We start from the raw sequence: 22,418 nt of genomic DNA on the forward strand, positions 1-22,418 counted from the left end.
CTACGGCCTCGGCAGCAGCGGCCGGCCCGCTTCCATCACCGCCAGCGCGGCGGCGCCGAGCAGGCCCGGTTCCGGATGCAGTACGGCGATCGTGGGCACCTGGCGCATGGTGTCGGCGAAGCGGCCCTTGGCCTCGAAGCGCTGGCGGAAGCCGCCGCGCTGAAGCCACGGCAACAGGATCGGCAGCAGGCCGCCGGTGAGGTAGACGCCGTCCCAGCCGCCCAGGGTCAGCACCAGGTCGCCGGCGACCGAGCCGAAGATGCCGGCCAGCGTCTCCACCGTGCGCACGCACAGCGGGTCCGTGCCGGCGCCAGCGTGGGCGGTGATGTCCTCGGGGGTGTAGTCCTGTGCGCGCTCGCCGGCGATGTCGGCCAGTGCGCCGTAGAGGTTCACCAGGCCGTTGCCGCAGATCAGCCGTTCGTTGGAGACGCGGCCGAAGCGTTCGTTGAGCCGATGCAGGATCTCGATGTCCTCGCGGCTGTGCGCGGCGAAGCCGGCGTGGCCGCCTTCGCTTTCCAGCACGCTGCAATGGCCGTCGCGGCGCAGCAGGCCGCCGACGCCCAGGCCGGTGCCCGGGCCCATCACCACGAAGGTCTGGTGGTCGCAGCGGTCCAGCCGCGGCAGCGGCAGGTCGCCGACGGTCTTGAGGTGCTCCGGCTGCAGCAGTGACACGGCCATGCTCTGTGCGGCGAAGTCGTTGACCAGCCGCACTGACTCCATGCCGAGATCGGCCTGCAGCGCATGCGCGGCGACCGCCCAGGGGTTGTTGGTGATCTGCACCGTCTCGCCGTCGGCGATGCGTCCGGCCGCCGCGATGATCGCGCGCGGCGCCGTCAGGCCGGTGTCGGCGAAGTACTGGCGGATGGTGTCGGCCAGCGTGGCGAAGTCGCGCACGCGGTAGCGGCGCACGCTGTCGGCCACCAACGGCTGGCCGGCGTCGACGTCGGCGAGAGCGAAGCGCACGTTGGTGCCGCCGAGGTCGGCAAGCAGGGTCGGGGGTCGGGTGTCGAAGCTCATCGGGTCGTTCTGTGGGCGCAGCGTCGCGGGCGCGGCGGCAATCGGGCGAAGGTATCGGAAACCGGCCTGACTGGCTACTTGCGGGGGCTCGCCGTGGTTGCCACACTCGAAAGAAGTGTGATGCAAGGGGGCATGCATGGTCTGCATGGAGGCAGTGACCCGGCACTACCGGGTCGGCGATCAGACGATCGCCGCGTTGGATGGGGTGAGCTTCACGGTGCCACGTGGACAGTTCACGGCCATCGTCGGGCCGTCGGGCTCGGGCAAGTCGACTCTGCTCAACATGCTCGGTTGCCTGGACCGGCCCGACAGTGGCCGCTACCTGCTCGAGGACGTGGACGTCTCCACCTTCGACGACGAGCGCGCCAGCGATTTCCGCAACCGGCGCATTGGCTTCGTGTTCCAGTCCTTCCATCTGCTGCCGCGGCTCTCGGTGCTGGAGAACGCGATGCTGCCGGCGCGCTTCCTGCGCGGTTCCGACGAAGGCCTGGCCGAGCGTGCGCGCGCGTTGCTCGAACGCATGGGCCTGCACCGCCATCTGGAACATCGCCCGGGCCAGCTCTCCGGCGGCCAGATGCAACGCGTGGCGATCGCGCGCGCGCTGCTGATGAAGCCCGCGCTGCTGCTCGCCGACGAGCCCACCGGCAACCTCGATTCGAAGAGCGCTGCGGACGTCCTGGCGCTGCTGGACGAGGTGCATGCGCAGGGCCAGACCGTGGTGATGGTCACCCACGATGCCGACGTCGCCGCGCGCGCCCAGCGCCAGGTTGGCATCCGCGACGGGAGGATCGAGTTTGATTCGGCCGCGTGAGTGCCTGTGGCTCGCGCTGCTGGCCTGGCCGGGACTCGCCGCCGCCACCGTGTTCAGCGGCCAGGTGCAGATGGCTGACGCGCAGGGCATCTATACGCCGCCGTCGATGAGCTCGCCGGTGGTGCTGCGTTACTACGTGCCCGACGGCGCGCACGTGGGCAAGGGCGATGTGCTGCTGCGCATCGATGCCGGTCCGGCCGAGGCGCAACTGCGCAAACTCAAGGCACAGCTGGTGCAGACCGAAGCGAAGAACGCCAAGGAAATCGCCGAGCTCGAACTCAAGCAATCCGACGCCGAGCTCGCGCTGGCCGATGCGCAGGCCGAGCGCGATACCGCGGCGCTGGATGCCGCGGTTCCCAGGAGCCTGATTTCCGCGCTCAACTACGACCGCTACCAGAGCGAGATGGAGCGCACCGAGCGCGCTCTCGCAGTCAAGCACGAAGCGGCGGAACAGGCCGCCGAGGCGGTCGCGCGCCGGCGTAACGACAGCGAACTGGAGCTCGAAAAACAGCGTCTCTCGCTGGGCTTCTACCAGGACCAGGTGACCCAGGCGGAAGTGCGCGCCACGCGCGCGGGTACGGTGATCCACGGTTTCGACAACGTCTTCGGCAACGGCGGGCGCTTCGAGGAAGGCTCCTCGTCCTATCCGGGCAACAAGGTCGGCGAGGTGGTCGGGCAGGGCGACGATTACACGGTGACCGCCTGGGTGCTGGAGCCCGACCGCGATGGGCTCAAGGTCGGCCAGGCCGTCCACCTGGCGATCGATGCCCTGCCGGGAAGCCGCGCGCCGGGGCACATCCAGGCGATCGCCGGCGCCTCCATCGAGCGCAAGGAGTGGGGTGATGGCCGTTACTTCGAGGTCGCCATCGCGTTCGACAAGGGCACCCGGCTGGCGCTGCGCCCGGGCATGAGCGTGCGCGTGGATACCGACGCGGAAACCGCTGAAACGGCGCAGTCCGTGACGCCGGACGCGCCGCTGTCCATCACCGGCGAGCTCTTCGCCCAAAGCAGCCTGGCGATCTCGCCGCCCGCGGTGGACGGCCTGTGGCAGCTCACCGTGACGCAGATGGCCGACGACGGCGCGAAGGTGAAGAAGGGCGAGCCGCTGGTGGTGTTCGATGGCAGCGAGGTGACCAAGAACCTCACCGCCAAGCGCAGCGAACTGGCCGAGAAACAGCGCAAGCAGGAGCAGCTCAAGCTCGACCTGGCCGACCGCGCGCGCGAGGCGGAACTGGCCACCGCGCAGGCCCGCGCCGATGCCGAAAAGGCGCGCCGCAAGGCGAGCGTGCCGAAGGATTACGTGGCCGGCATCGAATACCGCAAGCTGGTCGTCGCGCGCGCCAAGGCCGAACAGAAGCTGCGTTTGACCATCGAGCGCGAGCGCATCGCGAAACAGGCACGTGCCGCCGAGCAGCGCCTGGCCGACGCGGAGGTCGCGCAGCTCAGCGAGGAAGTGGCGGAACTCAAGACCTCGCTCGCTGCGTTGACGGTCAACGCGCCGCGCGACGGCATCCTGCTGCACGAAGCGAAGTGGAACGGCGAGAAGATCGACAACGGCTCGCAGATCTGGCGCGGCCAGTCGGTCGGGGAGATGCCGGACCTCTCGACGCTGGCCGTGCGTGCGGCGCTGCCCGAGCGCGAGCTCTCGCGCGTGCGGGTCGGCCAGGGCGTGCAGGTGCGCGTCGCCGGCGGCGGCCGGCAGCGGCTGGACGGAACGGTGACGTCGATCGGCAACAACGTGCACAGCAAGTCGCGGGTCGAACCCATCCCGGTGGTCGACGTGCTGATCCAGCTGCAAGGCGGCCAGCGCGTGGGACTGAAGCCGGGGCAATCGGTACAGGTGGCGATCGCGCCTGCCGGGGAGGGTGCCTGATGCGCCGTGTGTATGCACTTTTACCGGCCCTGCTGGCGCTGGCCGCCTGCGGCAGCGCGCCGAAAGCGGACTACACCGTGCTCGAACAGGCCCATGCCGGTCCGCTCGAATTCAGCGTGCAGGCCGAGGGCGAGCTGCGCGCAGTCACCGCTACGCCGCTGCTGGTGCCGGGCCAGCAATGGACGCCGCGGCAGCTGGCCTGGATGCTGCCCGATGGCAGTCATGTCACCAAGGGCCAAGTGGTGGCGCGCTTCTCCGCCACGCAGAGCGTGCAGGACCTGGCGCAGGCGCGCATCGACCTGGAGCGCAACCTGCTCGCCCGCGCCGGCAAGCAGGACGACCTGGCCGGCAAGCGCGGGCAGCTGGACGTGGATCTGATCCAAGTCGACGGGCAACTGGCCATCGCCCAGCGTTACGCACACGCCACGATGGCGGCGATCGCGCGCAACGACATCCTCGACGCGGTGCAGGACGCGGCGTACCTGGGCGTGCGCCGGCAGATCCTCCAGTGGCGCGAGCTGCAGTCCAGCGCCCGCGGCAAGGCCGAGCTGGCCGTGCTCGACGCGCAGCACGACACCTACGCCACGGTGGCCAGGCAGAAGAAGGACGACCTGGATGCGCTGGAGCTGCGCGCGCCGCATGACGGCGTGTTGGTGCTCGAACGCAACTGGTCCGATGAGCTGCCGCACGTGGGCAGCAGCATGTGGGCAGGTTTCAGCTTCGCCAGCCTGCCGGATCTGGACGCCCTCGAAGTGCAGCTTGCCGTGCCGCAGATCGAAGCGCAGGGCATCGCCGTGGGCGAGGCGGTGGAACTGCATCCATGGGGGCGCCCGCAGCAGCGGGTGACAGCCGAACTGAGCTGGATCGCGGCCGCCGCGCAGCCGCGCGACCGCGAGAGCCCGGTCAAGTACCTGCTGATGAAGGCGCGCGTGCCGGCCGACGCCGCGCGACGTTACGGCTGGACGCCGGGTCAGCGCTTCGTGGGCAAGATCCTGCTGCTGCAAACTCCACGGGGCATGAGCGTGCCCAACCTCGCCCTGGGTGGCGACGATGGCGCGGCGGTGCGCGTACTGAGCGAGGGAAACGAAGTGGTACGCAAGCTCAAGCTTGGTGCGCGTGGCGCCACGCGCACGCAGGTGCTCGATGGCCTGCACGAGGGCGATCGCATTCTGCTCGATGCCGGTAGCCACGGAGCGGGCGCATGACGGCCGGCCCCTGGCTTGAGGCGATCGAGGAACTCTCGCGGCGCAAGTTGCGCACCCTGCTCACGCTGCTGGGCATGATCTTCGGCGTCGGGGCGATCGTCGCGATGCAGGGCGTGGGCGCCGGCAGCCGGCGCGAGGCGCTCAAGCTGGTCGAGAGCCTGGGCCTGCACAACCTGATCGTCGAGGCGCACAGCGCCGACGGCGACGCCTTGAAGGAGGCCCGCGCGCGCAGCCTGGGCCTGACCGAGGCCGACGCGCGCGCGGCACTGGCGGTGGTGCCGACTGCCGAGCGCTATGCGGCACAGAAGCGCATCAAGACCTGGGGCGTCTTCAGCGACGGGGGGACGAGCCAGGCGCAGGTAAGCGGCATCAGTCCCGGCTACTTCGAGCTTGCCTCGCTGCGCATGGCGCAAGGCCGTGCGCTCAGCGTGCAGGACGACGCTCGCCTGGCCGCGGTGGCGGTTCTCGGCGCGCAGACGGCGCACGAGCTGTTCCCCGATGGCAAGGCGCTGGGTCGACTGGTCAAGGTCAATCACGCCTGGCTGCGCGTGGTCGGCGTGCTGGCCGATCGCGACCTGGACAAGGACCGTTTCGAGGGCGTGGCGCTGGGCGCCGACAGCAACCGCATCTTCGTGCCGCTGGCCAGCGCCCGTGCGCGCTTCCGCTTCCAGCCGATGGAGGACGAGATCGACCGCTTCCTGCTGCGCGTGGCCGACCCGGACCGCCTCGGCGACGGCGCGCGCGTGCTTGGCCAGGTGCTCGACCAGCGCCATGCGGGCGTGGATGACTACCAGCTGGTGGTGCCGCAGCAGCTGTATCGGCAGAACCAGCAGACCCAGCGCATCTTTTCCATCGTGATGGGCTCGATCGCGGGCGTCAGCCTGCTGGTCGGCGGTATCGGCATCATGAATATCATGCTCGCCAACGTGCTGGAGCGGCGCCGCGAGATCGGCCTGCTGCGCGCGATCGGTGCGCGCCGGCATGACATCGTGGTGCGCTTCCTGCGCGAGGCGGTGGTGATCTGCACGGCCGGGGCGTTGATCGGGCTGCTGTTCGGCGCGGCACTGGCGTACGCGATCGCGCTGTTCGCCGGTTGGCAGGTGGCGTGGGAGCCGATCGGCATCCTTGCGTCGGTGATTGCCTGCCTGGCGATCGGCCTGGTGTTCAGCTTCTATCCCGCGCGGCAGGCGGCGGCGCTGGATCCGATCGCGGCGATACGCGACGCCTGAGGTGGGCGGAGCAGAGCCGTCGTCCTTTCCCGCTTGCGGGGGAACGACAAGGGTATGGAGCTTCGGCGATGCCCCCGCGTTCGGGTGAAGGATCGGACATCGATACCGCGGCCATGAGCCTTCCCCCGTTTACGGGGGAAGGTGCCCGAAGGGCGGATGGGGGAGGCCTTGCGAAGGTTTCACCCAGGTACCCGCCCAAGGGTGCCCCCATCCGCCCGTCGGCACCTTGTCGCGCGTTCGCGGCGGACGGACACGCGCGAAGCCTTCCCGGCAAGGGAGTTCAGGCCTCCGGCGTACAATGGCGCCTTTCGCACCACCGCAGGATCGCCATGAACTTCCCCGCCATCCGCATGCGCCGCATGCGCCGCGATGCCTTCTCCCGCGCGCTGATGCGCGAGCACAGCCTGCTGCCGAGCGACCTCATCATGGTGGCCTTCGTGATCCAGGGCGAAGGCCAGCGCGAGAGCGTGCCGTCGATGCCCGGGGTGTCGCGCCTTTCCATCGACGAGCTGCTGAAGCTGGCCGACGAGTGCGTGCGCCTGGGCATTCCCGCGCTGGCGCTGTTCCCTTCGCCGGACCCGTCGGTCAAGAGCGAGGACGCTGCCGAGGCGTGGAATCCGGACAACCTGATGCATCGCGCCACCCGCGCGCTGAAGGCGAAGTACCCGGAGCTGGGCCTGATCGGCGACGTGGCGCTCGATCCCTACACCACCCACGGCCAGGACGGCCTCATCGACGCGCACGGCTACGTCATGAACGAGCCCACGGTCGAGGCGCTGGTGAAGATGTCGCTGGCGCAGGCGGACGCCGGCATGGACTTCGTCGCGCCCTCGGACATGATGGACGGCCGCATCGGCACCATCCGCGACGCGCTGGAAGCGGCCGGCCATATCCACACCCGCATCCTCGCCTACTCGGCCAAGTACGCCTCCAGCTTCTATGGCCCGTTCCGTGACGCGGTCGGCTCGGCGGCAAATCTGGGCAAGGGCAACAAGCACACTTACCAGATGGACGTGGCCAATTCGGACGAGGCGCTGCGCGAGGTGGAACTGGATCTTGCTGAAGGCGCCGACGCGGTGATGGTCAAGCCGGGCATGCCGTACCTCGACGTGCTGCGCCGCGTGAAGGACGCCTTCGGCGCACCGACGTTCGTCTACCAGGTGTCCGGCGAGTACGCGATGCTCAAGGCGGTCGCGCAGAACGGCTGGCTGGACGAGAAGGCGGTCGTGCTCGAGTCGCTGACCGCGTTCAAGCGCGCCGGTGCCGATGCGATCCTCACCTACTACGCGATCGACGCCGCACGTTGGCTGCGCGGGGAATGAGGCCCAGGTAGGCGCGCACCCTGCGCGCGACCGCCGGTAGTTTGCTGTTCCAAGGTCGCGCCCAGGGTGCGCTCCTACAGTCAAGGATCACGAGCATGGATGCATCCGACCCGAACGCCCACGACCTGGCCGCGCTGCAGGGCATCTGGCAGCAGATCGCTTTCGAGGAGAACGGCGATCCTGCCGCCATCGACAGCACCGGCGCGCCGGACGCGCTGACCATCATCGACGGGCACCATTTTGCCGTGCGCACGCCGCAGGGCGAGTTCCTGCTGGAAGGCCGCTTCGCGCTGGACGCCTCGATCACCCCCAAGGCGATCACGTGGATCGATGCGATTGGCCCGGACGCCGGCCAGCCGCTGCCGGCCAGTTACCGCCTGGAAGGGGACCACTTCGTGTTCATCGCCGCCGACGCCGGCGCGCCGCGGCCGACGACCTTTCGCACCGTGCCCGGCCTGACCATGCGCACCTTCGTGCGGCACCTTCCCGCCTGAGGGACCAGGAAGCTCGGGCCAGCTGGGTCACTCGCGATCACCGGCGCGCGGTCGGCCAGCGACGTGCCTTTGTCGTTCGTGGGCGACGGTGCCTCTAGGGGCTGGCCGGCCGTGATCGGGCTTTGCGCGCGATAGGGCCGGCCGGTCCATCGCGGCGCTCCGGCGCCAGGCGGATCTCGTACACCCGTGGCCAGCGCTTGCCAGTGACGAACAGGCGATCGTGCGTGGCGTCGTAGGCGATGCCGTTGAGCACATCGTTGACGGGGTCCGCGAGTGTCTCGGGCGCGGGCGCCAGGCCGGCCAGGTCGATCCAGCCGATGACTTTTCCGGTCGCCGGATCGACCCGCGCGATGCGGTCGGTCAGCCACACGTTGGCGTAGAGCTCGCCCTTCACCCACTCCAGCTCGTTGAGGTTGGCCAGCGGTTTGCCCTCGGCGGTGACGTCGATGCGGCCGACCTGCTGCAAGCTGTCCGGATCGAGGAGACGGACGGTGGATGTGCCGTCGCTCATCAGCAGATGTGTGCCGTCGGTGGTCAGGCTCCAACCTTCGCCCGGGTAGGCGAATCTGGCACGTGGAGTGAGTGAGGCCAGGTCATACAGGAATCCCTCGTGGTTCTGCCAGGTCAGTTGGATCAGCCGGTCCTTCCACGCCACGATGCCCTCGCCGTAGTCCGGCCATGGCGTGGGACGCTGCTGCAGCACCTTGCCGCTGGCCAGCTCCACCTTGCGCACCGAGGATGCGCCGACCGTTCCGGTGGCCTCGTAGAAATAGCCGTCCAGGTAGAACAGGCCTTCGGTGTAGGCCGAGGGATCGTGCGGGAAGGTGTGCACGATCGTGTAACCCTGCACCGGGACGGATGAGGCCATGGCCGCAGGCGGCAGCAGCAGGACAGCCATGGCGAGCGTGACGGGTTTCATGGTGTCCATGATCCCATGCTGCGCAGGCGAGCGATCGCGCGCGGTGCGACGTGGAATAATCGGGCATCCCCAACAAGGCATCGCGCGCGTGGAAAGCCATCACTACCTCGAAACCGCGCTGGTGTTCCTGCTGGCGACGGTGATCGCCGTGCCGCTGACCAAGCGCTTCCGGCTCGGTTCGGTGCTGGGTTATCTGCTGGCTGGCGTGGTGATCGGCCCGCAGGAACTGGGCCTGGTCAGCGATACCGCCGGCGTGGCGACGATCTCCGAGTTCGGCGTGGTGCTGATGCTGTTCGTGATCGGCCTGGAGCTGTCGCCGCAGCGCCTGTGGGTGATGCGCCGCGCGGTGTTCGGCACCGGCCTGATGCAGGTGCTGGCCTGCGGCATCGCGATCGGTGTGATCGGCTTCGCCTGGTTCGGGCTGCCTGGCCCGGCGGCGGTGATCGTCGGCGGCAGCCTGGCACTGTCGTCGACCGCGTTCGGCCTGCAGATCCTGGCCGAGCGCAAGGAGGCCGGCTGGGCCTACGGGCGCCAGGCGTTCGCAATCTTGCTGTTCCAGGACCTGGCGGCGATTCCGCTGATCGCGATGGTGCCGCTGCTGGCGAGCTCGGGCGGACACGGCGTGGACCTGGCGAGCGTGCTGCGCACGGTGGGGGCGATCGTGGCGGTCGTGGTCGGCGGACGCTACCTGTTGCGGCCGGTCTTTCGTTTTGTCGCCAGGGCCGACGCGGTCGAGGTTTCCACGGCCACCGCCTTGCTGGTGGTGATGGGCACGGCATGGCTGATGGAGCGGGTGGGCGTGTCCTCCACGCTCGGTGCGTTCCTGGCCGGCGTGCTGCTGGCCGATTCGGAATACCGGCACGAGCTGGAATCCCATCTGGAACCGTTCAAGGGCCTGCTGCTGGGGTTGTTCTTCATCAGTGTGGGCATGTCGATGGACCTCTCGCTGCTGCTGCACGAGCCGTTGCGTGTGCTGGCGCTGGTGATTGGGCTGTTGCTGGTCAAGGGCGTGCTGCTGTGGCCGCTGGGGCGGCTGTTGGGCGGGCTCGACCGTGGCGAGTCGCTGCGCCTGGCGGTCTTGCTGGCCAGCGGCGGCGAGTTCGCGTTCGTGGTGCTCAACCTCGCGGCCGGGCAGCGCATCCTCGATGGCACGCTGCACAGTCGGCTGGTGCTGGCGATCACCCTGTCGATGGCGCTGACGCCGCTGCTGGTGGCGCTGACCGGGAGGATGCTCGGCGCGCGGCCGAAGAAGGCGGTGCGCGAGTACGACACCATCCAGACGCAGACACCTAAGGTGATCATCGCCGGCTACGGACGCATGGGCCAGATCGTGGCGCGCGTGTTGCGCGCGCAGGGCATCCGCTTCGTGGCGCTGGATCATTCGGTCGAGCAGATCGATTTGGTGCAGCGCTTCGGCGGCTGGAACGACATCTTCTATGGCGACCCGGCGCGGCCGGAGCTGCTGCGCGCGGCGCAGGCGGACAAGGCTGAGGTGTTCGTGCTGGCCAGCGACGATCCCGAATCGAGCCTGCGCGTGGCGCGGCTGGTGCGTCGGCAGTATCCGCACCTGAAGGTCGTGGCGCGTGCACGCAACCGCCAGCACGTATGGCGGTTGATGGACCTGGGCATAGGCGATCCGGTGCGCGAGACGCTCTGCTCCAGCCTGCAGATGACGCAGATGACGCTGGAGGCGCTGGGCGTGCCGACCGACGTGGCCGCCGCGCGCGTGGAACGCTTCCGCCAGCAGGATGCCGAGCTGCTCAAGCGGCAGTACCTCGTCTACGACGACGACGCGCGCATCGTGCAGACCACGCGCGAGGCGCTGGCAGACCTGGAGCAGTTGTTCGAGGCGGATGCGGAGCGGGAGCGGCCGGAATCTTCCTCGCCGTCTGCTTGAGGCTTCTGCTCGTTGTCCTCGGCGGGGCTGGGGACGAGCGCCTTTGTTGCACTATCGGTGAGGTCCCCGCGAGCCCCGGCCCCTCACCCCCCAACCCTCTCCCCGGCGGGGAGAGGGAGCTGTTTCGCTCGAACAGTGAAGATCCTCGTCCCGCCCGCCGCTGGAACCCTCTCCCCTTCGGGGAGAGGGTAGGGTGAGGGGCCTGGGCTCGCGGGAAAGGCTGCTCGCGCGACGATCTTCAAAAGCTTTGACGGTGCGAGTCGCCTGGAGGCCGCTCACCCAACCTCTTCCCGCACGGAAAAGGGCTCCAACCTGATACGAGCGTTGACTACTCCGCCGCCTGTGCCGGCTGGCGCAGCATCTGCCGCACGCTGGGCACGGCGTTGCTGCGTGCGGCCAGTTCATGTGCGATGTCGATCAGGCCGAGGTGGCGAGCGACGTCCGCCGGCGTGCGACCGAAGGCATCGTTGGCCTGGCGGTCGGCACCGCGGGCGAGCAGCACGCGGGCGGCCGGCAGCAGCGCGTGCATGGCGCAGGCGTGCAGCGCGGTGACCCCGCGCTGGTCGGCGTGTTCGAGCTGCGCGCCGGCGTCGAGCAACACCGGCAGCAGCGCGGCCAGGTGGGTGGCGTCGCAGGCCGTGCCCGGCTTGAACTGTGCGCCGAGCAGGAGCAGCAGCGGCGTCTTGCCCTCGTTGTCGGCGCGGTTGACGTCGGCACCGTGCTTGAACAGCACGTCGAACAGTCGCCGCGCGCGCAGGCTGTCGTTGTGTTCGAAGCCGAACTGCGCGGCCGCGTGCAGCGCGGTGCGTCCGCGCATGTCGACCGCGTGGATGTCCGCCGCGCCGGCAAGCAGGTGTTCGACGATCTCGGGATAGCCCAGCGCAGCGGCGACCATCAGCGCAGTGGTCTCGCCCGGCAAGCGCTGGTCCACGGCCACGCCGCGGTCGAGCAGCAGGCCGACCAGCGCATCGCGGCGCGCGCCCACGGCCGCGGCGAGCGGCGTGACGCCGGTACCGGCGGCCAGCGTGGCGTCCGCGCCGGCGTCGAGCAGGCGTTCGGCGATCTCGCGATGGCCGGCGCCGCAGGCGTGCAGCAGTGCGGTGGCGCCCTGCGCGTCGCGGGTGTCGACGTCGAAACCCAGTTCCAGCAGGCGTTCGACCGCGGTCAGCGCGCCGGTGCGGGTGGCGGCGGGCAGGTCTGCGGCGGTGAGCGTGCGGCGCGGACGCGCCCAGTCGCCCCAATCCAGCCAGTGCTGGATGGCGCCGTGTTCCAGCGCCAGGCCCAGTGGGGTCTCGCCGTTGGCGTCCGTGGCCTCGGCGTCAGCGCCGTGGGCGATCAGCGCGCGCACCAGTCCGAGCCCGCTCTCGCCGTGCTCAATTGCGGCGAACAGCGGCGTACGCCCGGCGCCGTCGCGTGCGTTGGGGTCGCAGCCGCGCGCCAGCAGGGCTTCGAGCAGTGCGTCCTGGCGGTGGATCGCCGCCAGGTGCAGCGGGGTGCGCCCACGCGCGTCGCAACCGAACGCATCGGCGCCGGCATCGAGCAGCCTGAGCGGCAAGGCCGCGCCCTGCACGTTGTCACCCGAAGCGCCCAGCGCCTGCGCGAGCAGGCCGGCGCCCGCCGGCGTGGCGCCGGCCTTGAGGAGGTCGTCGACCGCTTCGGTGGAGGTGGGCAGTTGCGCCAGCAGCGCATCGACCAGGCGTCGGCCGAGTACGTGCGACGCCTCGTCGGCGTCGATGGACGCCGCGGGCAGGCGCGCTTCGGCGGGCAGCCCGTGTTCGAGCAGCCAGCGCCGCGCCGGGCCCAGGCCGGGCGCGGACAGGCCCAGATAGAGCTGTGCAAGCTGCGCCTGCGGCCACTGCCGCGCGCGTTCGGCAAACGCGGCGATCACCGCCCACTGGCCCTGGCGCAGGGCTTCGAGCAATCGCGCCGGGGTGTCGTCGTCTTCCGGCGCGTCGCCGCCCAGGCTTGCCGGCAGCGGCGACTCGGGATCGAGCAGGGCGACCAGGTCCCAGCGACCGGCGGCCGCGGCGTGGTCCAGCGCGCTGCGGCCGTCGCTGCCGGGGCGCTTGGGCTCGGCGCCGAGCGCCAGCAGGGCGCGCACGGTACCGGCCTGCGCGTGAGGCGACTGGCAGGCGAGGGTGAGCGCGTCGCGTTCGTGGTTGTCGCGGGCACGGGCGTCCGCGTGCGCGTCGGCCAGCACCTGCACCAGTTCGCTGGCACCGCAGCGCGCGGCCTCCATCAGGGCGGTGCTGCCGTGGCGATCAGCCAGGTTCGGGTCGGCGCCGGCGGCGAGCAGGGCGCGGGCGATCTGCAGGTGGCCTTCGGCGGCGGCGGCCATCAAGGCGGTGCGCTGGTGGGCGTCGGTGGCGTTGACGTTCGCGCGGTGCTTGAGCAGCAGCTTGACGCCCGACGGGTCGTCATCGGCGATGCCGGCGGCGGCGACCAGCGCCGGTTCGCCCTCGGCGGGCGCGGGTTTGGCGCCATGTTCGAGCAGGTATTTGGCGAGCGGCCAGTTGGCGGCGCGGCAGGCGGCGGCGAGCGGACTGATGCCGGCCTTGTTGAGCGCGTTCACCGGGGCAGCGGCATCCAGCAGCATCGCCGCGACGATCGGTTCCTCGCTCAGCGCCGCCCCGTGCAGCGCGGTGTTGCCCTCGCCGTCGGTGGCCAGCGGGCTGGCGCCGTTGGCGAGCAGGGTCATCACCGCTTCGGCGCGTCCATGCCAGCTGTCGCGGGTGGCCGCGAGCAGTGCGGTGAGGCCGCCGCTGGCGCGGTTGACGTCGGCACCCTTGGCGATAAGTGCGCGCAGCAGGCGCGTATCCGGCAGCAGGGCGGCCAGGGTGAGTACCGGGCGCTGGTCGCGTTCGCCCGGTGTGGGTGCCGCGTCCGGTTCGGCGCCGGCTTCGAGCAGGGCGAGCGCGCGCTCGATGTCGCCGTCGCGGGCCGCGGCAAGCAGCGCTGACCCCTGCTCGGGCGCGCCGGCGGTGCGCTCTTCCTCGCTCAACGGGAGCGGGCGTGGTGCCGCGGGCGCGGGGAAGCCGGACGGCAGTGCCGCGTCCTCGGCGCGTCGGCGTGGGCGCGTGCGCTCGCACAGCAGCGCACGCAAGGTGCGATTGGCGATCACCAGACAACCCAGCGGCAGCACCGCCAGTCCGTAAACGACCAGCGCCGCCGTGCGCAGTTCGGACGGAAGCACGCCGTACAGGCCGGTCAGTGCGATGGCGCCGTAGGCCAGCACCAGCAGCGCGAACGCCGCGGGCAGGAAATGGCTGAAGAAGCGCTCCTCGCGCGCCAGGTGGCGACCGAACGCCAGGCTGCGCGCGGTCGCGGTGAATATCCACGATCCGTCGCTCTGCGCCGGATAGGCGTCGTCCCAAACGAAAACCAGGCCGAACGCGGGCCACACGCGCCACAGCGACACCAGCGCCACGACCAGCGCGGCCGCCAGCAGCAGCACGCCGCCAAGCGTCGGCTGCTGGCGCAGTTCGAGCATCGGCCAGGCGATCAGCAGGAACACCAGCGCCACGTAGCCGGTGAACATCACCAGGTGCGCGGCGCCCCGGCGCAGCACCGTGCGGCCGAAGCGCGGCTCCGGATCGAAGCCGATCGCATGGCACACCGCCGCCATCGTCAGCGCGTTGGCGGCGAGCAGCGGGATCAGCGCCAGCGGGTGCGCGCCGAGTGCGGCGATCGCCACGGCAATCCATCCAGGCAGGAACCAGGCCGCTCCCTTGAGCAGGGGCGGCGGGCGGTGGCGCGATCGGGGCTCGTTCATGGCGGGAGTATAGGAAGCGTAGGCGCCGCAGACGGTAACGGCACGTTAACCCCCGCACCACAATTTCATTCGTCGCGATCGTCCGGGGTACTGCGCTGCATCTGGTTGGCGACCGCGAGCGTCTCCTGCGGCGGCAGTTGCAGGTGCCAGCCCTGGCTGCGCAGGTGTTCGAGCACCAGCTCGGTGTCCTCGTGCGGCAGGCGGCGCTGCTCGTCCAGCTGCACCTCCAGGACGAAGCGCAGGTCGCCGAGCAGCATCGACAGCGACTCGGGAACCACGCCGAATTCGTCGCGCGCGGCAAGCCACACGTAGGTATCGGATTTGCGCTGGCTGGCATAGACGAAACAGTGCATGGGACGACTCCGACGGCGGTGGCGTGGGGCAGGGAACGCGCAGGGTAACAGTGCGTCGCCAAATGCTGCGGTCGCACTTGCAAGCCCCCGGGTGGCTGGGCAGAGTGTCGCGCAGGGGACTCAAACGCGCGTATGAAAACTGCCGCGACGGTCTCCGTTGCCACCCCGAGCCGCGTCTTAAGATAAGCAGGAGCTTAGCGATGCCTATGTCTTTTCGTTCCCATCCGGGCGCTGCCCGGCCCCTGGCGCTGGCTGCGCTGAGCCTTGCCGTCGCCGGTGCGCTGGCGCTGCCGCAGGCCGCCGATGCGAGCGCCTTCCAGCTGAAGGAAAACAGTGCCAAGGCCATGGGCCGCGCGTACGCCGGCTCGGGTACTGCCGGCGGCGACGCCTCGGTGGTGGTGAACAACCCCGCCGCCATGACCGACCTGGACGGCACCTACTTCCAGGCCGACGTCACGGCCATCAATTTCAGCGCCCGCTTCAAGGGCACGGCTACCGACGCGCTCGGCCGTCCGATCAGCGGCGGCGACGGTGGCGATGCCGGTACCACGCTGCCGGTGCCGGCGCTGTTCTTCGCGACCAAGGTCTCCGATCGCGTGCACCTGGGCTTCGGTTTCTCCGTGCCGTTCGGCTTCCAGACTGAATACGGCAACAACTGGAAGGGTCGCTACCACGGCGTGAAGTCGAAGTTCCAGTCGCTGGACGCCACCCTGTCCGGCTCGTTCGACGTGACCGACAACTTCGCCCTCGGCGCCAGCGTCATCGCGCAGAAGACCTCAGCGGAACTCACTTCGGCGATCAACTACAACGCCATCGGCCTGAGCGTCCAGCAGGGCATCCAGGCACAGACCGCCGCCGGTGTGGCGCAGATCCAGGCTGCCGCCGCGGCCGGCCAGATCTCGCCCGCGCAGGCCCAGGCCATGATCCAGGCTGCCGTGCAGCAGGGCCAGGCTGCTGCGGCCGGCGTCGCCGCCGCCACGCCGATGGGCGTGGATGGTTACGCCCGCATCAAGGGCGACGACACCGCCTACGGCTGGCAGGTGGGCGCGCACTGGAAACTCACCCCGAACGACAAGCTGTCGTTGAACTACCGCTCGAAGATCTCGCACACCCTGGAAGGTACGGGCAATTTCACCCGCACGCCGGGCTACGACATGCTGCTGGCCAACCCGCAGCTGGCCGCCTCGTTGCCGCCCTTCGAGCACACCACCGGCCGGGCCGACTTCACCACGCCGGCCACCGCCACCGCCAGCTACTGGCACCAGGGCGAGAAGTTCGGCCTGGGCATCGACCTGGCATGGACCAAGTGGGACGTGTTCAAGGAACTGCGCGTGCAGTACGGCAACACCCAGCCGGACAGCGTGGAAACCTACAACTGGCGCAACACGTTTTATGCGGCGATCGGCGGTGACTACTACGTCAACGACAAGCTGACCCTGCGTGCCGGCATCTCGGTCGACACCACGCCGACCTACAATGCCACCCGCACGCCGCGCGTGCCTGATTCCACCCGCAAGTTCGCTGCGGTGGGCCTGGGCTACAAGGCCAGCGAGCATTTCGAGATCAACGCCTCGTATGCGCACATCTTCGTCAACCAGGCGCACGTCAACGCCACCAGCAGCACCGGTGACCGTCTGACCGGCAACTTCGACGACTACGGCAACCTGCTGAGCCTGTCGGCGCAGTACAAGTTCTGATCGTTCGTACTACGAAAACCTCCCCGCGCGAGCGGGGAGGTTTTTTTGTGCCCGGAGCCCGACGTGCGGTCGGTCAACCGTTGCGCAGGGGCTTGTCGCCGCGGTCGGTGGCGACGTAGTTGCCCTCGCCCTGCGGCTCGCGGATGGTCGACGCACGGTCGTCCTGTTCGCTCAGTCCGCTCTGCCCGGCGGGGCGGGCGCGGTAACCGGGTTGCGCCTTGTCTGAGCTGTGTTCGGGGCGGTGACCGTGTGTGTCGTGCGACGGGCGAGTCTTGGGCTCGCGTGCCTGGGCCTCAAGCCGCGCGCCTTTGGGTTCGCCGCCGGCCCCGCCCGCGCCGCTCTGGGGCCCGGCGTTGACGCCGGCGGGCGCGGGGGTGTGCTCGTCGTTGGGAAGGTTCGAGTTGGCCATGGCGACTCCTGCGATGCGATACCTTCTACCCAGTGTCATCGCCTCGCCGTAGGCAGCACGTGCATGTAGGAGCCCGCTTGCGGGCGATGCTCTTTTCCGTCCGGACGAAGAGCATCGCCCGCAAGCGGGCTCCTACAAAGATCGTCAGCCGTGTCGCAGCAGCAGTTCCAGCAGCCGCCGGAAACGGGGCCCATAGGGCGGGCGCAGCAGGCCAGCGCCGTTCCAGCGCGACTGCGCGAACACCGGCTTGAGGTGAGAGAACGTCTCGAAGCCAGCCTTGCCGTGGTAACCGCCCATGCCCGAGGCGCCGACGCCGCCGAACGGCAGGCCGTGCTGGGCGATGTGGTAGAGCGTGTCGTTGACGGTGACGCCGCCGGCCTGCGTGCGCGCAAGTACCGCATCGATGGTCGGGCGGTCGCGCTCGAACAGATACAGCGCCAGCGGATGCGGACGGGCGTTGACGTAGTCGACCGCCTGCGCGACCGAGTCGCAGGCGACCAGCGGCAGCAGCGGGCCGAAGATCTCCTCGTGCATCACCTTCGCGTGGTCCGGCACGTCCAGCAGCAGCTGCGGCGGGAACAGGCGTCGCACGGGGTCGGTTGGCGCATCACTCAGCGTTTCGACGCGTGCGCCGGCCCCGGCGGCCTCATCCAGCAGCGCAGACATGCGCGCAAAGTGCCGATCGGAAACGAGGCTGGTGTACTGCCGGTTGCGCGCCATATCCGGGTACAGCCGTGCCGTCGTGGCGCGCGCAGCCGCAACGAATTCGTCTACGCGCGTGCGCGGCAACAGCACGTAGTCCGGCGCGATGCAGGTCTGTCCGGCGTTGACCAGCTTGCCGACCAGAATGCGCTCGACCGCGTGCACCATGTCGGCGCCCGGCCCGATGATCGCTGGTGACTTGCCGCCAAGCTCCAGCGTCACGGGTGTCAGATGGGCCGAGGCGGTGCGCATCACGTGGTGCCCGACGGCAGTCGAGCCGGTGAACAGCAGGTGGTCGAATGCCAACCCGGAGAAGGCCTGCGCGACCGCCGCGTCGCCGGTGACCACCAGGACCTCGTCGTCGGCGAAGTACGCCGCGACCTGTTCGGCGAATAGCGCCGAGAAGCGTGGCGTGAATTCACTCATCTTGACCATGGCGCGGTTGCCCGCCACCAGCGCGTCCACCAGCGGCCCGATCGCCAGGAACAGCGGGTAATTCCACGGCACCACGATGCCGACCACGCCGCGCGGTTGCGGCAGCAGGCGGTTGTGTCCGGGCAGGAAGGCGAGCGAGGTGGGCGCACGCCGCGGACGCACCCAGCGCTTGCCGTGGCGTAGCGCGTGGCGGATCGCCGAGAGCGAGGGGAACAGCTCCAGCAGCTCGGTTTCCTCGGCCGGACGCTGGCCGAAATCGGCGTCGATCGCTTCTGCGAAGGCAGCGCGCTGTTCGCGCAGCATGCGCGCCAGGCGCTGCAGGCGGTCGGCACGAACCGTCCAGGAAGGCAGCGGATCACGCGCCTGCGCGGCGCGCAGGCGGTGCAGGGTGGCGGTCAGTTCGGAAGTCTCGGCCATGGCCTGCGCCTGATGGAGATTAGGCACATGGTTGCACGACGTTACGGCAAACGCGCTTTGCCCCCTCTCCCCTCCGGGGAGAGGGCTGGGGTGAGGGGCCGGGGCTCGCCTCGTACGCCATCCGCCCCCGCCGCCTTGGCGGTCGCGTCTGCAGTGAAGCGGCCAGTCGTAATGAAAACCCCTTTTCGGCACGTCCCAAAAGTGCGTTGCGAAACTCTCCAACTGCACTACGGGACACTACGTCCTTGTAACGCTTGGCTTGAAAGGCCACACGCAAGCTACGAAGGGACTCAGGCGCAATTCATACCCATCAAGCTCCCCCCTCGGTGGTTCGAGGCTAGCGTGGCCCCTCACCCACCCCCTCTCCCCGAAGGGGAGAGGGGGCCATCTACACTTGCCGCTTTCCTCTTACTCGCCGATGGTCAGCAGCGAGGCGTTACCGCCGGCGGCGGTGGTGTTGATGGTGAGCGTGCGCTCGCTGGCGAAGCGCAGCAGGTAGTGCGGGCCGCCGGCCTTGGGACCGGTGCCGGACAGGCCCTCGCCGCCGAACGGCTGCACGCCGACCACCGCGCCGATCTGGTTGCGGTTGACGTAGCAGTTGCCCACGCGGGTGTGGCGGGCGATGTAGTCGATGGTCGCGTCGATGCGGCTGTGCACGCCCAGGGTCAGGCCGTAGCCGGTCTCGTTGATCTTCTCGATCACCTGCGGCAGCTCGCTGGCCTTCCAGCGCAGCACGTGCAGCACCGGGCCGAAGATTTCCCGATCGAGGATCGACAGCGTGGGGATCTCGTAGGCACGCGGCGCGAAGAAGGTGCCGTGCGCGGTCGCGGCCGGGTCCATCGGCGCCTCGGCGATCTTCTTCGCTTCCTTGTCCATGCGCTCGGCGTGGGCGACCAGGATCGCCTTGGCGTCCTCGTCGATCACCGGGCCGACGTCGGTAGAGAGCAGGCCGGGGTCGCCGACCTTCAGCTCGGCCATCGCGCCGGTGAGCATGGTGATCACCTTGTCGGCGATGTCTTCCTGCACGTACAACACGCGCGCGGCCGAGCAGCGCTGGCCGGCGGACTGGAAGGCCGAGGCCATCACGTCCTTGACGATCTGCTCGGGCAGCGCCGAGGAGTCCGCGATCATTGCGTTCTGACCGCCGGTCTCGGCGATCAGGATGGCGATCTGCGCCTTGCGCGCGGCGAGTGCGCGGTTGATCGCCCAGGCGGTCTCGGTCGAGCCGGTGAACACCACGCCGGCCACGCGCGGGTCGCGGGTCAGCGCGGCGCCGACGGTCGGGCCGTCGCCCGGCACGAACTGCAGCACGTCCTTCGGGATGCCTGCGTCGTGCAACAGCTGGGTGGCGACGTAGCCGATCAGGCTGGTCTGCTCGGCCGGCTTGGCGATCACCGTGTTGCCGGCGGCCAGCGCGGCGCTGACCTGGCCGATGAAGATCGCCAGCGGGAAATTCCACGGGCTGATGCCGACAAACACGCCGCGGCCTTCCAGGAACAACTGGTTGGTTTCGCCGGTCGGGCCCGGCAGCGCGATCGGCTCGCCGAACAGGCGCTTGGCCATGGTGGCGTAGTAGCGCAGGAAGTCGGCCGCCTCGCGGATCTCGGCGATCGCGTCGGGCAGGCTCTTGCCGGCCTCGCGCACGCACAGGGCGATGAACTCGCCGCGGCGGGCTTCGAGCTGCTCGGCGGCGTACTCGAGCATGGCGGCGCGGTTGGCGACCGGGAAATTGCTCCAGCGATCCTGCGCGGCGTGCGCGTTGGCCAGCGCCTGCTGCACCGTGGCCTCGTCAGCGGCGACGTAGCTGCCGAGCTTGCGGCGGCGGTCGGTCGGGTCGGTGACCTCGACGGTCGGACCCTTGCTGGTCGCGCCGGGCACCAGGGGACCTGCGGTCCACGGGCCCTGGTGGGCATTGGCCTCGTCGGCCAGGGTCTTCAGTTCGTTGTCGTTGGCAAAGTTCACGCCCATGGAATTCTTCCGTAGTTCACCGTAGAGGTTGGCCGGCAGCGGGATGCGCGGGTGCGGGATCGACTCGAACGACCGCACCGTCAGGCACGGATCGGCAACCAGTTCGCGCGCCGGCACGTCCTCGTCCACCACGCGGTTGACGAAGCTGGTGTTGGCGCCGTTCTCCAGCAGGCGGCGCACCAGGTAGGGCAGCAGGTCCTCGTGCGTGCCGACCGGCGCGTAGACGCGGCACGGCGCGCCGAGCCCGTTGGCGCCGATCACTTCGGCATACAGGTCCGCGCCCATGCCGTGCAGGCGCTGGTATTCGAACGGCCGGCCCTGCGACAGATGATGTACCGCGGCGATCGTGTGCGCGTTGTGCGTGGCGAACTGCGGGTAGATCAGCGAGGGACCGGCGTTGAACAGGCGTCGCGCACAGGCGATGTAGGAGACGTCGGTGTTGGGCTTGCGCGTGTACACCGGGTACCCGGCCAGGCCGCCTTCCTGCGCGCGCTTGACCTCGGCGTCCCAGTACGCGCCCTTGACCAGGCGCACGTACCAGCGCCGCCCGTGCGCGAGCGCCATTTCGACCAGCCAGTCGATCACGAACGGGGTGCGCTTGGAATAGGCCTGCACCACGATCCCCAAGCCGTTCCAGCCCTCCAGCGACGGATGCGCGAACACTTCGCCGATGATGTCCAGCGAGAGCTCCAGGCGGTCGGCTTCCTCGGCGTCGACCGACAACGCGATGCCCGCCTTCATCGACAGCTGCGAAAGCTCCAGCAACCGCGCCACGAGCGCCCTGCGCGCACGCTCGCGCTGGCCGGGTTCGTAGCGTGGGTAGAGCGCCGAGAGCTTGACCGAGATCGACGGTGCGTCGGTGTGGTTGGCGAACGGGCCACGGCGGCCGATCGCGGCGATCGCGTCGCGGTAGGCCTGCTGGTAGCGCTCGGCGTCGGCGGCGGTCAGCGCGGCCTCGCCGAGCATGTCGAACGAGTAGCGGTAGGCCGCGTTTTCTTTCTTTTTTGCGCGGTCCAGTGCTTCGTCGATGGTACGGCCCATCACGAACTGGTGCCCCATCAGGCGCATCGCCTGGCGCACCGCGGCGCGGATCGCCGGCTCGCCCAGGCGCGCGACTAGGCGGCGCAGCGAACCGGTGAAATCGTCGCGGGTGGTGTCGGCCAGGTTGACCAGGCGGCCGGTCAGCAGCAGGCCCCAGGTCGAGGCGTTGACCAGCGCCGATTCGCTCTGGCCCAGGTGCTTGCGCCAGTCCGCGTCGCCGAGCTTGTCGCGGATCAGCTTGTCGGCGGTGCGCTGGTCGGGAATGCGCAGCAGCGCCTCGGCCACGCACATCAGCAGCACGCCTTCCTCGCTGGACAGGTCGTACTGGCGCATGAACGCCTCGACCATGCTTTGGTCCTTGGCGCGGGCGCGCACGCGGGTGACCAGGGCGGCGGCACGGTCGACCACCGATTCGCGCTCTTCCGGCGGCAGGTCGGCCTGGTCGAGCAGGTCGAGCACCGCCTCGGTCTCGTCGCGCAGCCAGGCGGCGGTGATGCGGGCGCGAGCGGGCTCGGCGACCGCGGGGATTTCGGGGCTCAGGATAGGTTGCGTCACGTGGGGGATCTGCTGGCTGAGAAACCGCCCGGGGCGGCGGCGAAGCTCGCGATTGTACGCCCCGCGCACAGGCAGGCGCATCCGTGCGCAGGCGCATCGATGACCGCGGCTGAGGGCGCGGGACAGGCGTGGTGGTTCCACGGCGTGCGCCGCGGGCCCAGCGCTCATCCCAGGGGTTGCGCGGTCCGCACAGGCACGAGCCGAACCGCACGTTTCCCATTCCCCTTGCCCTGTCTACCACGGCGTGATCCAGGTCATGGGGGTGCGACATTCTTGCCTCGCGGTGATTCAGCGGCCTATCA

The 22,418-nt window shown here is 69.6% G+C and carries 15 protein-coding genes; 8 read left to right on the forward strand and 7 right to left on the reverse strand.

The window, feature by feature from the left end; genetic code table 11:
• Positions 1 to 1,017 carry a glucokinase gene (glk, locus tag ACFWZ3_RS01065; RefSeq protein WP_439705934.1) on the reverse strand — a complete coding sequence of 339 codons (1,017 nt, stop codon included), beginning with the start codon at positions 1,015 to 1,017 and terminating at the stop codon, positions 1 to 3.
• Between the two features lie 145 nt (positions 1,018 to 1,162).
• Between glk and ACFWZ3_RS01070 the strand changes: the two genes are divergently transcribed.
• From ACFWZ3_RS01070 to ACFWZ3_RS01095, 6 genes are all read left to right on the forward strand, one after another.
• Positions 1,163 to 1,828 carry an ABC transporter ATP-binding protein gene (locus tag ACFWZ3_RS01070; protein ID WP_439705935.1) on the forward strand — a complete coding sequence of 222 codons (666 nt, stop codon included), beginning with the start codon at positions 1,163 to 1,165 and terminating at the stop codon, positions 1,826 to 1,828.
• Entirely contained in the window at positions 1,812 to 3,701 is a 1,890-nt protein-coding gene (locus ACFWZ3_RS01075) for an HlyD family secretion protein (RefSeq protein WP_439705936.1), read from the forward strand. The genes ACFWZ3_RS01070 and ACFWZ3_RS01075 overlap by 17 nt, the downstream gene beginning before the upstream one ends.
• Positions 3,701 to 4,906, forward strand: a complete 1,206-nt coding sequence (locus ACFWZ3_RS01080) for an efflux RND transporter periplasmic adaptor subunit (RefSeq protein WP_439705937.1) — start codon at positions 3,701 to 3,703, stop codon at positions 4,904 to 4,906. The genes ACFWZ3_RS01075 and ACFWZ3_RS01080 overlap by 1 nt, the downstream gene beginning before the upstream one ends.
• Positions 4,903 to 6,135: an ABC transporter permease gene (locus tag ACFWZ3_RS01085; protein WP_439705938.1), complete on the forward strand. Its 1,233-nt coding sequence runs from the start codon at positions 4,903 to 4,905 to the stop codon at positions 6,133 to 6,135. Before ACFWZ3_RS01080 ends, ACFWZ3_RS01085 begins: the two co-directional genes overlap by 4 nt.
• Positions 6,136 to 6,464: 329 nt before the next feature.
• Positions 6,465 to 7,457 carry a porphobilinogen synthase gene (gene hemB, locus ACFWZ3_RS01090; protein ID WP_439705939.1) on the forward strand — a complete coding sequence of 331 codons (993 nt, stop codon included), beginning with the start codon at positions 6,465 to 6,467 and terminating at the stop codon, positions 7,455 to 7,457.
• A gap of 95 nt (positions 7,458 to 7,552) precedes the next feature.
• Positions 7,553 to 7,951 carry a TIGR03067 domain-containing protein gene (locus ACFWZ3_RS01095; RefSeq protein WP_439705940.1) on the forward strand — a complete coding sequence of 133 codons (399 nt, stop codon included), beginning with the start codon at positions 7,553 to 7,555 and terminating at the stop codon, positions 7,949 to 7,951.
• A gap of 94 nt (positions 7,952 to 8,045) precedes the next feature.
• On the opposite strand, the gene ACFWZ3_RS01100 is transcribed toward ACFWZ3_RS01095, so the two are convergent.
• Positions 8,046 to 8,849 carry a glutaminyl-peptide cyclotransferase gene (locus tag ACFWZ3_RS01100; protein WP_439706202.1) on the reverse strand — a complete coding sequence of 268 codons (804 nt, stop codon included), beginning with the start codon at positions 8,847 to 8,849 and terminating at the stop codon, positions 8,046 to 8,048.
• A 109-nt stretch (positions 8,850 to 8,958) separates the two neighbouring features.
• On the opposite strand from ACFWZ3_RS01100, the gene ACFWZ3_RS01105 reads away from it, so the two are divergent.
• The gene (locus ACFWZ3_RS01105; RefSeq protein WP_439705941.1) at positions 8,959 to 10,767 is read left to right on the forward strand and encodes a monovalent cation:proton antiporter-2 (CPA2) family protein; all 1,809 of its coding nucleotides are present in this window, start codon (positions 8,959 to 8,961) and stop codon (positions 10,765 to 10,767) included.
• Positions 10,768 to 11,095: 328 nt separating this feature from the next.
• Here the strand turns inward: ACFWZ3_RS01105 and ACFWZ3_RS01110 are convergent, their stop codons facing one another.
• Complete coding sequence (locus ACFWZ3_RS01110) at positions 11,096 to 14,539, reverse strand: ankyrin repeat domain-containing protein (RefSeq protein WP_439705942.1); 3,444 nt, start codon at positions 14,537 to 14,539, stop codon at positions 11,096 to 11,098.
• Positions 14,540 to 14,604: 65 nt separating this feature from the next.
• Complete coding sequence (locus ACFWZ3_RS01115; RefSeq protein WP_439705943.1) at positions 14,605 to 14,892, reverse strand: YcgL domain-containing protein; 288 nt, start codon at positions 14,890 to 14,892, stop codon at positions 14,605 to 14,607.
• Positions 14,893 to 15,092: 200 nt separating this feature from the next.
• Here ACFWZ3_RS01115 and ACFWZ3_RS01120 point away from each other — a divergent pair, with 200 nt between their 5' ends.
• Positions 15,093 to 16,589 (forward strand): OmpP1/FadL family transporter, encoded by a 1,497-nt coding sequence (locus ACFWZ3_RS01120; RefSeq protein WP_439705944.1) that lies wholly within the window; start codon positions 15,093 to 15,095, stop codon positions 16,587 to 16,589.
• A gap of 73 nt (positions 16,590 to 16,662) precedes the next feature.
• Here ACFWZ3_RS01120 and ACFWZ3_RS01125 read toward each other — a convergent pair whose 3' ends face one another.
• From ACFWZ3_RS01125 to putA, 3 genes are all read right to left on the reverse strand, one after another.
• The gene (locus ACFWZ3_RS01125) at positions 16,663 to 16,998 is read right to left on the reverse strand and encodes a hypothetical protein (RefSeq protein ID WP_439705945.1); all 336 of its coding nucleotides are present in this window, start codon (positions 16,996 to 16,998) and stop codon (positions 16,663 to 16,665) included.
• 144 nt (positions 16,999 to 17,142) lie between these two features.
• A complete protein-coding gene (locus tag ACFWZ3_RS01130; protein ID WP_439705946.1) occupies positions 17,143 to 18,552 on the reverse strand; it encodes a coniferyl aldehyde dehydrogenase in 1,410 nt (469 codons plus the stop codon).
• 408 nt (positions 18,553 to 18,960) lie between these two features.
• A complete protein-coding gene (gene putA / locus ACFWZ3_RS01135) occupies positions 18,961 to 22,116 on the reverse strand; it encodes a bifunctional proline dehydrogenase/L-glutamate gamma-semialdehyde dehydrogenase PutA (protein ID WP_439705947.1) in 3,156 nt (1,051 codons plus the stop codon).
• Positions 22,117 to 22,418: the final 302 nt, after the last annotated feature.

The organism is Frateuria sp. GZRR35, from assembly GCF_051900415.1.
In the GTDB taxonomy this organism is placed as follows: domain Bacteria; phylum Pseudomonadota; class Gammaproteobacteria; order Xanthomonadales; family Rhodanobacteraceae; genus Frateuria_A.